General features: G+C 69.6%; 13 protein-coding genes and 1 tRNA gene. 2 read left to right on the top strand and 12 right to left on the bottom strand.

Translation table 11 applies throughout. The features are described from left to right. Positions 1 to 441: 441 nt before the first annotated feature. The 8 genes from rplL to ACZ7EC_RS16780 form a co-directional block, all read right to left on the bottom strand. Positions 442 to 831 carry a 50S ribosomal protein L7/L12 gene (gene rplL / locus ACZ7EC_RS16815; protein WP_412824445.1) on the bottom strand — a complete coding sequence of 130 codons (390 nt, stop codon included), beginning with the start codon at positions 829 to 831 and terminating at the stop codon, positions 442 to 444. 111 nt (positions 832 to 942) lie between these two features. Then, the gene (rplJ, locus tag ACZ7EC_RS16810) at positions 943 to 1,473 is read right to left on the bottom strand and encodes a 50S ribosomal protein L10 (RefSeq protein WP_366667759.1); all 531 of its coding nucleotides are present in this window, start codon (positions 1,471 to 1,473) and stop codon (positions 943 to 945) included. Positions 1,474 to 1,791: 318 nt separating this feature from the next. Further along, positions 1,792 to 2,730, bottom strand: coding sequence for an SCO4651 family lipoprotein (locus tag ACZ7EC_RS16805; protein WP_471063176.1), 939 nt, complete (start codon positions 2,728 to 2,730; stop codon positions 1,792 to 1,794). Between the two features lie 136 nt (positions 2,731 to 2,866). Further along, entirely contained in the window at positions 2,867 to 3,592 is a 726-nt protein-coding gene (gene rplA / locus ACZ7EC_RS16800) for a 50S ribosomal protein L1 (RefSeq protein WP_145482786.1), read from the bottom strand. Positions 3,593 to 3,690: 98 nt separating this feature from the next. Then, on the bottom strand, positions 3,691 to 4,125 hold the full coding sequence (rplK, locus tag ACZ7EC_RS16795) for a 50S ribosomal protein L11 (protein ID WP_046419431.1): 435 nt from the start codon (positions 4,123 to 4,125) through the stop codon (positions 3,691 to 3,693). Positions 4,126 to 4,292: 167 nt separating this feature from the next. Next, positions 4,293 to 5,234, bottom strand: coding sequence for a transcription termination/antitermination protein NusG (gene nusG, locus ACZ7EC_RS16790; protein WP_471063173.1), 942 nt, complete (start codon positions 5,232 to 5,234; stop codon positions 4,293 to 4,295). 80 nt (positions 5,235 to 5,314) lie between these two features. Beyond that, entirely contained in the window at positions 5,315 to 5,602 is a 288-nt protein-coding gene (secE, locus tag ACZ7EC_RS16785) for a preprotein translocase subunit SecE (RefSeq protein WP_397984512.1), read from the bottom strand. Between the two features lie 106 nt (positions 5,603 to 5,708). Then, positions 5,709 to 5,781: transfer RNA gene (locus ACZ7EC_RS16780), tRNA-Trp, on the bottom strand. Between the two features lie 258 nt (positions 5,782 to 6,039). Here ACZ7EC_RS16780 and ACZ7EC_RS16775 point away from each other — a divergent pair. Continuing rightward, positions 6,040 to 7,266 (top strand): pyridoxal phosphate-dependent aminotransferase, encoded by a 1,227-nt coding sequence (locus ACZ7EC_RS16775; protein ID WP_471063171.1) that lies wholly within the window; start codon positions 6,040 to 6,042, stop codon positions 7,264 to 7,266. Positions 7,267 to 7,390: 124 nt separating this feature from the next. Next, positions 7,391 to 8,422 carry an adenosine deaminase gene (locus ACZ7EC_RS16770; RefSeq protein ID WP_471063169.1) on the top strand — a complete coding sequence of 344 codons (1,032 nt, stop codon included), beginning with the start codon at positions 7,391 to 7,393 and terminating at the stop codon, positions 8,420 to 8,422. A 19-nt stretch (positions 8,423 to 8,441) separates the two neighbouring features. On the opposite strand, the gene ACZ7EC_RS16765 is transcribed toward ACZ7EC_RS16770, so the two are convergent. From ACZ7EC_RS16765 to ACZ7EC_RS16750, 4 genes are all read right to left on the bottom strand, one after another. Then, entirely contained in the window at positions 8,442 to 9,497 is a 1,056-nt protein-coding gene (locus tag ACZ7EC_RS16765) for a UDP-N-acetylmuramate dehydrogenase (RefSeq protein ID WP_471063167.1), read from the bottom strand. Between the two features lie 260 nt (positions 9,498 to 9,757). Next, complete coding sequence (locus ACZ7EC_RS16760; protein WP_471063615.1) at positions 9,758 to 11,131, bottom strand: MFS transporter; 1,374 nt, start codon at positions 11,129 to 11,131, stop codon at positions 9,758 to 9,760. Between the two features lie 234 nt (positions 11,132 to 11,365). Next, positions 11,366 to 11,941, bottom strand: a complete 576-nt coding sequence (locus ACZ7EC_RS16755; protein ID WP_471063165.1) for a TetR/AcrR family transcriptional regulator — start codon at positions 11,939 to 11,941, stop codon at positions 11,366 to 11,368. Between the two features lie 134 nt (positions 11,942 to 12,075). Continuing rightward, complete coding sequence (locus tag ACZ7EC_RS16750) at positions 12,076 to 12,504, bottom strand: MaoC family dehydratase (protein ID WP_471063164.1); 429 nt, start codon at positions 12,502 to 12,504, stop codon at positions 12,076 to 12,078. Positions 12,505 to 12,510 lie beyond the last annotated feature (6 nt).

The following is a 12,510-nucleotide window of genomic DNA, read 5'->3' as shown; positions in this document are numbered from 1 at the left end:
CGGGCAGGGGACAGCTAACAGGCAGCGCAAAGGGTCAGTGTAGCCACTTGGCACACTGATGTCCAGTGCGGGTTTGTCGAGACCCTCGCTGTGCTCACCGCTCTTGTCAACGCCCTCGGCATGCTGCCCTTCAACGCACGTTGATACTGCCCTCTTCGTCGTCGATCCATGCCTCGGATTCGGATCCTTGTGACGACGCGTCCTGAGAATTGCGCGCTGCGTGCGGTTCGTCAAGAGCCTCCCACCCGGAAGCGGGCCGTCCGGAGACACGACGAAGATCACCATACCTCTCGCCACCGCGAGCGCAAGGCAACCGCGGTCACCCTCCGCATACGCCGAAAAGCGACCACCCGGATGGATGATCGCTTCTCGGTGCGTTCGCGTTACAGCCCTACAGGGCCGATCTCAGCGCGCGTTCGAGTCCTGCGGACCCGTGAGGTCTTACTTGACCTCGACGGAGGCGCCGGCGCCCTTGAGGGCCTCGGCAGCCTTGTCCGCGGCCTCCTTGTTGACCTTCTCGAGGACGGGCTTCGGGGTGCCGTCCACCAGGTCCTTGGCCTCCTTCAGGCCGAGGGAGGTCAGCTCGCGCACGACCTTGATGACCTGGATCTTCTTCTCGCCGGCACCGGTGAGGATGACGTCGAACTCGTCCTTCTCCTCGGCGGCCTCGGCGGCGGCGCCACCAGCGGCACCACCGGCGACGACGACCGGCGCGGCAGCGGCGGCGGTGACGTCGAACTTCTCCTCGAAGGCCTTCACGAACTCGGAGAGCTCGATGAGGGTCATCTCCTCGAACTGGGCAAGCAGCTCGTCCTGGGTGAGCTTCGCCATGATGGCGGTCCTTCCACTCAATCGGCAGGTGCCGGATGTACTGGGTAAGGCGGGCGTACGTCGGCCCGCTGCGACCCGCGCCGGATGGTGCGGGTCAGAAAGCGAGCCGAATTACTCGGCACCGCCCTGCTCGGCCTGCTTGGCGCGCAGCGCGTCCACGGTGCGGACGAGCTTCGACGGCAGCGCCTGGAAGAGAGAGGCAGCCTGGGACTGCTTCCCCTTGAAGGCACCGGCCAGCTTGCTGAGCAGAACCTCGCGGGACTCGAGGTCCGCAAGCTTCTTGATCTCGTCGGCGGTCATCGCCTTGCCGTCAAGGACACCGCCCTTGATGACGAGATTCGGGTTGTCCTTGGCGAAGTCACGGAGACCCTTCGCCGACTCCACCGGGTCACCGGTGACGAAGGCGACGGCCGTCGGACCAGCGAAAAGCTGGTCGTCCAGCGCGATCCCGGCCTCGTTGGCCGCAATCTTGGTCAGCGTGTTCTTCACCACGGCGTACTGGGCGTTCTCACCGAGCGACCGGCGCAGCGTCTTGAGCTGCGCCACGGTGAGACCGCGGTACTCGGTCAGCACGGCGGCGTTGGAGCTGCGGAACTTGTCCGTCAGCTCCGCAACCGCGGCAGCCTTGTCGGGCCTCGCCATAGAGCCTCGGCCTCCTTCCGGGTGATTCGGACCGCGCGGACCCGAAGGAGGACTGGGTAAAACGAAACGCCCCGGCGCAGGCGCTCGGGGCGGACTCGACCGGCCGCACACGCGCTCGGCGCGCGCACTCCGGGAGTTCTTCCACTGACACCTGCGCGGGTCGTCCACTTTTCAGCGGATCCTTCGGCCACCGCGCCCTCTGCGAGCGCGCGGCAACGACCAGCGGTCTTTGGCTTCGGGGATGAGCGTACGGGACCGGGGCGCCATGGAGCAAATCGGTCCCCGGTCCCCTGGGGATCGGGAGCCGGCCCGCCGGGATCAGGAGGTGAGGCCGGTGCCGCCGGACGTGGTGCCGCCCGAGGGGGCATCGACGCCGGCCGACTTCATCATGTCGGCGATGTCCAGCGTGTCGGAGGCCGGCGGCGCCTCGGCGGAGACCGGCACGCCGTAGTCGCTGTAGTGGGCGGTGGTGGTCAGCGTGCCGTTGGCGGTGGCCGCCTTCACGCTCTGCTTGACCAGCAGGTTCTGGTCGTTGATCCAGATGTCGACGGTCTCGGTGGTGATCCCGGACTTGGTCAGCTGCTGCTTGAGCTCCGAGAGCTGGGCCGCGGTGAGGTTGCTGGTCCGGCCCGCGAGGGCGGCCACGTCCACGGTGCCCGCGTAGTGCCGGGTGTGCGTGCCGTCGACCGTCTCCTGGCCGACCTCCTTGACGTCCCCGGAGGCCAGCAGCACCTTCACCGACTGGTTCGGCGTGGACGACTGGAGCTGCTCCTTCGTGAACGCTCCGGACGCCCCGCCGGCCTTGGCCAGGTAGTCGTAGTCGTACTTGATCCAGTGCTTGCCGCCCCCGGCCTGCCGGGCGAAGGTGTCGCTCATCTTCGCGTAGTAGCCGTCCCGCAGGTAGCGGATCGCCATGCTGGAGCTGCCGGCCTTGCTCATCATCTCGGCCATCTTGCCGCCGGTGTAGTCGACGGTCACGTTGCCCTTGAGGCCGTCCCTCCAGTCGAAGGAGCCGTTCTCCGTCAGCTTCATGACATCGCCCATGGAGATGTCGGCGCGCACCTTGGCCGAGTCGGCCTTGTCGGTGGACTGCTGGACGCTGCGCAGTACGGCGGCGACGGGGCTGAGGTGGACCGTGCCGTCACCCGACGCCTTGCCGCCGCCCTTCCCGGAGTCCGAGGAGCCGCACGCGGCCACCCCGGTCAGCGCTGCCACCACGGCCACGGAAAGGGTCACCCGGCGTGCGGTGCTCGTCATCTGGTCCTACCCCCATACAAGAGTCACGTCGTACGACAAGCTCGTACACAGAAAGGACGGGCCCCGCACCTCAAAGGTTGCAGGGCCCGCCCTTCGGTCACGCGTACCGGACGCGGCTACCGGGTGAGCTCGGGGCTCAGACGGCGGCCGGGTCCTCCTCGACGAGGAGGTTGCGGGTGCGGTTCGGGTCGAGCTGGATGCCGGGGCCCATCGTGGTGGTGATGGCGGCCTTCTTGATGTAGCGACCCTTGGCGGCGGACGGCTTCAGACGGAGGATCTCCTCCAGCGCGGCGCCGTAGTTCTCCACCAGCTTGGTGTCGTCGAAGGACACCTTGCCGATGATGAAGTGCAGGTTCGAGTGCTTGTCGACGCGGAACTCGATCTTGCCGCCCTTGATGTCCGTGACGGCCTTGGCCACGTCGGGGGTGACGGTGCCGGTCTTCGGGTTCGGCATCAGACCACGGGGGCCGAGGACGCGGCCGAGGCGGCCGACCTTGCCCATGAGGTCCGGGGTGGCGACGACGGCGTCGAAGTCCAGGCGGCCCTTCGAGACCTCGTCGATCAGCTCGTCGGCGCCGACGATGTCGGCGCCCGCGGCACGCGCGGCCTCGGCACGGTCACCGGTCGCGAAGACCAGGACCCGGGCGGTCTTACCGGTGCCGTGCGGAAGGTTCACGGTGCCACGGACCATCTGGTCGGCCTTGCGCGGGTCGACACCCAGGCGGAAGGCGACCTCGACGGTGCCGTCGAACTTGGTCGTGGAGGTCTCCTTGGCGAGACGGACGGCCTCGAGCGGGGCGTACAGCTTCTCCCGGTCGATCTTGGCGTCCGCAGCGCGGAGAGCCTTGCTGCGCTTGCTCACAACTTGCTCCTGTGTGTTCTGTAAGGAGTCGTGGTATCCGGGCCGAGCAGGCCCTGCCACGTGCGGCCGGCGGCGGCCGCATTACCTGCTGGTGGTGGTCAGCCCTCGACCGTGACGCCCATGGAGCGCGCGGTACCGGCGATGATCTTCGCCGCGGCGTCCAGGTCGTTCGCGTTCAGGTCGGGCATCTTGGTCGTGGCGATCTCGCGGACCTGCGCCTCGGTGATCTTGGCGACCTTGGTCTTGTGCGGCTCGCCGGAGCCCTTCTCCACACCCGCGGCCTTGAGGATCATCTTGGCGGCCGGCGGCGTCTTGGTGACGAAGGTGAAGGAGCGGTCCTCGTAGACCGTGATCTCCACCGGGATGACCCAGCCACGCTGCGACTCGGTCGCGGCGTTGTAGGCCTTGCAGAACTCCATGATGTTGACGCCGTGCTGACCCAGCGCCGGGCCGACCGGCGGAGCCGGGTTGGCGGCACCGGCCTGGATCTGGAGCTTGATGAGCCCCGTGACCTTCTTCTTCTTGGGAGGCATAGCTCTCCGGGTCCTTTCGGTTCGGGTCCTGCCCGCTTCCGGGAACGACCCGGATGCAGGCATACCGCACAACGATAACGGGTATAGATGCGCGGCTGAAAACCGAGCAGGTCAGACAGGCTGCGATCAGCCCGTCCGACCTGTTCGGAAGCGGTGGTCCAGAAGGACTAGTTCTTCTGGATCTGGTCGAAGGAGAGCTCGACCGGCGTCTCGCGGCCGAAGATCTCCACCAGGCCCTTGACCTTCTTGGAGTCGGCGTTGATCTCGTTGATCGTCGCCTGGAGGGTGGCGAACGGGCCGTCGGTGACGGTGACCGAGTCGCCGACCTCGAAGTCCAGCACCTGGACCTCGACCTTGCGCTGCGGGGCGGGCTTGCCCTCGGCCTCGGCGGCCTCGCGGGCGGCCTTCTCCTCGGCCTCCGGGGCGAGCATCTTGACGATCTCGTCCAGGGTCAGCGGGTACGGGTCGTACGCGTTGCCCACGAAGCCGGTGACGCCCGGCGTGTTGCGGACGACGCCCCAGGACTCGTTGGTCAGGTCCATGCGGACCAGGACGTAACCCGGCAGCTTGTTCTGCTTGATCGTCTTGCGGTCGCCGTTCTTGATCTGGACGACCTCTTCCTGCGGCACCTCGGCCTGGAAGATGTAGTCCTCGACGTTCAGCGAGACGGCGCGCTGCTCCAGGTTGGTCTTCACGCGGTTCTCGTAGCCGGCGTACGTGTGGATGACGTACCACTCGCCGGGCAGGGTGCGCAGTTCCTCGCGCAGGGCCTGGACGGGGTCGACCGGAGCGGCCGGCTCCTCCTCGACGGCCTCGGCGGCGGCGTCCTCGTCGCCCTCCTCGGCGGCCTCGACGGCAGCGTCCTCGTCCTCGGCGTCCTCGACGGCAGCGTCCTCGTCCTCGGCGTCCTCGGCGGCCTCGTCGTCCGCTTCGTCCGCGTCCTCGGTGTGCAGCGCGGCCTCCTCGGCCGGCTCGCCCGCCTCGGCCTCGGCAGCCTCGAACTCGTCCTGCTCGTCCGCGCCCTCGACGATGTCGAGCTCGTCGTCCACCATCTCGGCAGCGTTCCCGCGAGACTCGGTGGCGTCGTCGTTCAGGTTCGGGTCAGACACGATGGCTGCTTCTTCCTGGATACATAGGGGTGGAACATGCGAAAACGGGCGCCGGTGCCACGGCGCCCTTCGCTCTTGGCTCAGCCGAAGACGTACTTGGCCGCGTGGTTGAGCCCATAGTCAATCACGGTCACCAGCGCGATCATGATGGCGACGAAGAAGATCACCACAGTGGTGTACGACGTCATCTGGTTGCGCGAGGGCCAGACGACCTTGCGGAGTTCCGCGATGATCTGGCGGTAGAAGGTGGCCAGCCGCTTCAGCGGACCCTTCTTGGCGCGCTTGCCGCCCTTGCGGGCCTTCTTCTTGGCCTCAGGCACTTCGTCCTGGGCATCAGGCGTGTCGATGGAGCCCACGGCGTCCGTCATAATCCTCACCTGATCCCGGGTCGTGGCCGTGCCGCGCCCGGTTACTGAGCCGCACGGCGGTGCATTGCTGTACGTACAAGCGCACACATCCTGGCGGTGTGTGTAGCAGGGCCGGAGGGACTTGAACCCCCAACCGCCGGTTTTGGAGACCGGTGCTCTACCAATTGAGCTACGACCCTTTGTGTGTCCCCAACGTACCGCATCCGAGCGGGTGCTCGGTGGCACCGGCCGCATCGGGCCGCTGGAGGCCAACGAGGTGAGAGTGTACGTGGTCGCGGGCCCGGCGTCGAACAGAAAGTGGCCGCCCGTGCTCGGCGCGGTGAAGATCGTCCAGGCCGGGCGGTGTATTCGGATACGCGTTCACGCCCCGACCCGAAGCCGTTCAGACTGTGAAACCCGTGTGCCCGGTGCATTTCCGGTCTGGAAGCATGGGCTCCATGAGCGCTGCAACCCCTCCCACCGAGCGCCGGGTCTCCGCCCGAGTCGGCGCGATCTCCGAGTCCGCCACTCTCGCCGTGGACGCCAAGGCCAAGGCCCTGAAGGCCGCCGGGCGGCCGGTGATCGGCTTCGGTGCCGGTGAGCCCGACTTCCCGACCCCGGACTACATCGTCGAGGCCGCGATCGAGGCCTGCAAGAACCCGAAGTTCCACCGCTACACGCCGGCCGGCGGACTGCCCGAGCTGAAGGCCGCGATCGCCGCGAAGACGCTGCGCGACTCCGGCTGGGAGCCCGACGTCTCGCAGGTCCTCGTCACCAACGGCGGCAAGCAGGCGATCTACGAGGCGTTCGCCGCGATCCTCGATCCGGGCGACGAGGTCATCGTCCCGGCGCCGTACTGGACCACCTACCCGGAGTCGATCCGCCTCGCGGGCGGTGTCCCGGTGGAGGTCGTGGCCGACGAGACCACCGGCTACCGGGTCTCCGTCGAGCAGCTGGAGGCGGCGCGCACGGAGAAGACGAAGGTCGTGCTGTTCGTCTCCCCGTCCAACCCGACCGGCGCGGTGTACTCCGAGGCCGAGACCGAGGCGATCGGCCGCTGGGCCCTGGAGCACGGCCTGTGGGTGCTCACCGACGAGATCTACGAGCACCTGGTCTACGGCGACGCCGTCTCCGTCTCCCTGCCCGCGCTGCTGCCCGAGCTGCGCGACAAGTGCATCGTGGTCAACGGCGTGGCGAAGACGTACGCCATGACCGGCTGGCGGGTGGGCTGGGTCATCGGCCCCAAGGACGTCGTCAAGGCCGCGACCAACCTCCAGTCGCACGCCACCTCGAACGTGTCGAACGTCGCGCAGGCCGCCGCGCTCGCCGCCGTCTCCGGTGACCTGGAGGCCGTGGCGAAGATGCGCGAGGCGTTCGACCGGCGCCGCAAGACGATCGTGCGGATGCTGAACGAGATCGACGGCGTGCTCTGCCCGGAGCCCGAGGGCGCCTTCTACGCCTACCCGTCGGTCAAGGCCCTGCTCGGCAAGGAGATCCGCGGCAAGCGCCCGCAGAACTCGGTCGAGCTGGCCGCGCTGATCCTGGAGGAGGCCGAGGTCGCGGTCGTACCGGGTGAGGCGTTCGGCACGCCCGGCTACCTGCGGCTGTCGTACGCGCTGGGCGACGAGGACCTGGTGGAGGGCGTGAGCCGGATCCAGAAGCTGCTGGCGGAGGCCAGGGACTGACCTCCGGCCGCTTGGGAGGGGCACATACGGGCACCCGTATGTGCCCCTCGTTCGTTTGTCCGGGCAAGACCTCGACCGGGGAAACGGCTACCGGGAGGGCAGGGGTGTGCGGCAGGATCTGGGAATGGAGCGTGTACGTGATCTCTCTGAGCTGCCGAAGGCCCATCTGCACCTGCACTTCACCGGCTCGATGCGGCCGGCCACCGTCCTGGAGCTGGCCGACAAGTACGGCGTACGGCTGCCCGAGACGCTGTCGGAGGCGCTGACCAGCGGCGAGCCGCCGAAACTCAGGGCCACGGACGAGCGGGGCTGGTTCCGCTTCCAGCGGCTGTACGACGCGGCGCGGTCCTGTGTGCGCGGGCCGGAGGACATCCGGCGCCTGGTGCGGGAGGCCGCGCTGGAGGATCTGCGGGACGGCTCCGGCTGGCTGGAGATCCAGGTGGACCCCACCTCGTACGCGCCCCGACTCGGCGGCCTGATCCCCACCCTGGAGATCATCCTGGACGCGGTGGAGGGCACCTCGCGGGAGACCGGGCTCGGGATGCGGGTCGTGGTGGCCGCGAACCGGATGAAGCACCCGCTGGACGCCCGCACGCTGGCCCGGCTCGCGGTGCGGTACGCGGACCGGGGCGTGGTGGGCTTCGGCCTCTCGAACGACGAGCGGCGGGGCATGGCGCGGGACTTCGACCGGGCCTTCCACATCGCGCGCGAGGGCGGCCTGCTGTCGGCGCCGCACGGCGGCGAGCTGACCGGCCCGGCCTCGGTGCGGGACTGCCTGGACGATCTGCACGCGGGCCGGATCGGGCACGGGGTGCGTGCGGCGGAGGACCCCCGGCTGCTGAAGCGGCTGGCGGACCGGCAGGTGACCTGCGAGGTGTGCCCGGCGTCCAATGTGGCCCTCGGTGTGTACGAGAAGCCGGAGGACGTGCCGCTGCGCACCTTCTTCGAGGCGGGCGTCCCGATGGCGCTGGGCGCCGACGACCCGCTGCTGTTCGGCTCCCGGCTGGCCGCCCAGTACGAGATCGCGCGCCATGCCCACGGTTTCTCGGACGCCGAGCTGGCCGAACTGGCCCGCCAGTCCATCCGCGGCTCGGCCGCCCCGGCGGACGTCAAGGCGCGGCTGCTGGCGGGCGTGGACGACTGGCTGACGTCCTAGGGGGCCGCGGGCGGGTTCCTCAGAGACCCACGCCCACCATGACGGGCTCGTTGACGAGGGTGATCCCGAAGGCCTCGCGGACCCCGGCGACGACCTCGCGGGCCAGGCCGAGGAGGTCCTCGGTGGTGGCCTCGCCGCGGTTGGTGAGGGCGAGGGTGTGCTTGGTGGAGATGCGGGCCGGACCGGTGCCGTAGCCCTTGGTGTAGCCCGCCTTGTCGATCAGCCAGGCGGCGGAGGTCTTCCTGCGGCCCTCACCCGCCGGGTACGCGGGCGGCTCGACGCCCTCCCCCAGCCGCTCGCGCACCCGCTTCCGGAACGCGGCGAACTGCTCCTCGGTGAGGATCGGGTTGGTGAAGAAGGAGCCGGCCGACCAGGTGTCGTGATCGTCGGCGTCCAGCACCATGCCCTTGCCCGCGCGCAGCTTCAGCACCGTCTCGCGGGCGCGGGCCAGCGGCACCCGGTCCCCCGCCTCGACGCCGAGCACACGGGCCGTCTCGGCATACCTGACCGGCGCGGACAGCCCGCCCGCGTCCTCCAGCTCGAACCGGACGCGCAGGACGACGTACCGCTCGGGGTCGGCCTTGAAGCGGCTGTGCCGGTACGAGAAGGCGCACTCCTCGTTGGCCAGTGTGACCGTCTCGCCGGCGCGCCGGTCATAGGCGATCACCTCGGAGATGGTCGCGGAGACCTCCTGGCCGTACGCCCCCACGTTCTGGATCGGCGTGGCGCCCGCGGACCCCGGAATCCCGGCCAGGCACTCGATTCCGGCGAGCCCGGCCTCGACACTGCGCGCGACGGCGTCGCTCCACACTTCCCCGGCCGCCAGCTCCAGGGTGGTCCCCCGCAGCTCGACCCCGCGGGTGGCGATCCGCAGCGCGGTCCCCTCGAATCCCTTGTCCCCGATGACGAGGTTCGATCCCCCGCCGATCACCAGCAGCGGTGTCCCGCTGTCGTCCGCCTCCCGGACGGCATCGATCACCTCGGCATCGGTGACGGCGGTCACCAGCCGCAGCGCGGGACCGCCCAGCCGGAACGTGGTCAGCGGGGCAAGGGGGGCGTCGTGGAGTACGTGCACGGGGGCAAGACTACGAGAACCGCCGGGCGGGGCCGGTCACGGCCACGGTTGCAGCGGGCGGACGAGGGTCCGGCTGCCGTTGTGGCGGAACACCGTGAGACCGGCCTGCGGGGCGGGCGCCGCGAACTCCGCCCATGCCTCCGGCGTGAGCGCCAGTCGGAGGCCGTCGGTGCTCCTCGCGGACCCTCCGGCGGACCGCCTGGGTGCCGGAGGGCCGGTTTCCGTGCAAGACAGCGTGGGCGGAGTGCTCGATCGGCTGATCAGCCGGCCGCGCTCTCCAGGACCGGCGCGGCCGGGCCCTCGGCCGTGGTCTTCGGCCCGGCGGCGCGGCCCCGGCCCGGAATGGCCAGCGCGGCGAGGGCCGCGAGGGCGACCACGGCGGCGCCGGTGACCAGGGCGGGGCGCAGGCCGTCCACGAAGGACTGGGCGGAGGTGTAGCCGCCGTACGCCGAGAAGATCGAGGACATGACCGCGATGCCGAGCGCCCCGCCGACCTCGCGCAGGGCGTTGTTCGCGCCGGAGGCGATGCCCTGCTCGTGCGGCCGGACGCTGGACATCACGAGGTTGGCGGCCGGGGCGAAGTAGAGGGCCATGCCGACGCCGCTGAGGATCAGGGCGGGCAGCTGGACCCCGTAGGAGGCGTGCGCGGTGACGACGCAGGCCATGTAGGCGAGGCCGCCGGCCTGGAAGATCAAGCCCGCGGCGACGACCGGCCGGCCGCCCACCCGGTCCGAGAGCATCCCGGCGAGGGGCGCGACGAGCATCGGCATCCCGGTCCAGGGCAGCATCCGCAGGCCCGCGTCGGTGGGCGAGTAGCCGAGGACGCCCTGCATGTACTGGCTGAGCAGGAAGATCGAGCCGAACATGCCGACGAACATCAGCAGGCTGGCCGCGTTGATCCCGGAGAAGGCGCGGGAGCGGAACAGGCGCATCGGCAGCATGGGGTAGGCCGCGCGGGAGCCGTAGACCACGAAGGCGACGAGGAGCGCGCCGCCGGCCGACAGGGCGGTGAGGACCACCGGGTCCGTCCAGCCGTCGGAGGGGCCGCGGACCAGGCCGTACACGATCCCGAAGAGGCCGCCGCTGGCGAGCAGGGTGCCGGGGACGTCCAGGCGGGCGCCGGTGCCGTGGGACTCGGCGAGGCGGAGGCGGGCGAGGGGCAGCGCGATCAGGCCGAGCGGAACGTTCAGCCAGAAGATCCAGTGCCAGGACACGTGTTCGGTGAGGCTGCCGCCGATGAGGGGTCCGGAGGCGACGGCGAGGCCGTTGACGGCACCCCAGATGCCGTACATCGTCCCCCGTTTGGCGGCGGGCACGGCCGCCGTCAGCAGGGTCAGGGTGAGGGGCATCATCACGGCCGCGCCGACGCCCTGTACCGCGCGGGCGGCGATCAGGGAGTCGATGCCGGGGGCCATCGCCGCGGCGGCGGAGGCGCCGGTGAAGATCGTGAGTCCGGCGATGAACAGCCGCCTGCGGCCGAACCGGTCACCGAGCGCGGCGCCGAACATCAGCAGGCAGGCGAAGGTGAGCGTGTACGCGCTCACCGTCCACTCCAGGTCGTCCAGCGCCCCGCCGAGGTCCTTGCGGATGGCGGGCAGGGCGGTGGTGACGACGAGGTTGTCCAGAGCGGCCATGAATCCGGCGACGCTGGTGACGAGGAGGGCCCAGCCGGCGCTCCCGCGCGGCTGTCCGGTCGGTTCCGTCTGCTCGTTCTGCTGGGTGGGCTCGGTTTGCTGGGTCTGCTGTGACATCGCTCCCCCGGAGAAGTGAGTTCTCGGTGTCTTGGGTGTGCCGGTTTGATTAGTGATTGATGACTAACTTTTGCGGCCATCGGTGTGCCCGCCCCCGTAGGTCCCCCCGGACCCGGCTCAGGCGTCCGGTTCGTCCGACCGCCGCTCGAACGGGACGGTACGCAGGCCCTCCCACACGCGGTGCTCGCGCGGGAAGCCCATGGCCACCAGGCAGTTGATGAGCATTCCGTACGCAATGAACTCGGTCGTGTCGGCCACGCACGTGCCGGGCGGCAGGTCGACCGTGTCCCACAGCCGCATCCAGCCGGCCCGCACGGCTTCGCCGAACTCCCGGTCGCCCTCCTGCTCGGCGGCGGCGACGGCCAGGTACATCTGCATCTGCATCATCAGGCGCGAGGGCTGTTCCGCGATGGCCCTGGTGTACGCCTCGGCCATGGCGTGCAGGGCGTCGTCGCCCTCCAGGCCCTCGGTGGCCTGCTCGAACATGCGGATGGTGTCCTCCACGCAGCGTTCGGCCGCCGCGAGGAAGATCGCCCGCTTGCCCGGAAAGAGCCGGAAGAGGTACGGCTGCGACACGCCGACCCGCTTGGCGATGGCCTCGGTGGAGGTGCCGTAATAGCCACCCCGGCCGAACTCCTCCGTCGCCGCACGGATGACGCTCTCACGCCGTTCTTCTGCACTCATCCTGACCACGAAAGTAAGTTAGTGCTCAATTACTACATTCGCAAGGGGCGCTCTGGGTGCCCTGGGCGCGCGTAAGGGGCGCCTCGCCCTGGAGGACGCCCCTTACACATGCGCACCGGTTTCCGCGGCCGGTCCGTCCGCCGTCAGGCGAGCCGTACGACCGCCCGTGACATCCCCAGCACCTTCTGGCCGGCGCTGGTCGCCGTGAGGTCCACGCGGACCGTGTTGTCGTCCAGCTTGGCCGCGACCTTGGCGCTGACCTCGATCAGGGCGCCCTGGTCGTCGTTGGGCACCACGACCGGCTTGGTGAAGCGGACGCCGTAGTCCACGACCGCGCCCGGATCGCCGAGCCAGTCGGTGACCACGCGGATCGCCTCGGCCATGGTGAACATGCCGTGCGCGATGACGTCCGGCAGACCCACCTCCTTGGCGAACTTCTCGTTCCAGTGGATGGGGTTGAAGTCCCCGGAGGCGCCCGCGTAGCGCACGAGAGTGGCGCGCGTCACGGGAAAGGTCTGGGCCGGCAGTTCGGTGCCGACCTCGACATCGTCGTAGCCGATCTTCGCCGTCATCAGCTT

Source organism: Streptomyces sp. NPDC037203 (assembly GCF_055605065.1).
Note: the sequence above shows the minus strand (reverse complement) of the source record. Positions and strands in the feature narration are given on the sequence as shown.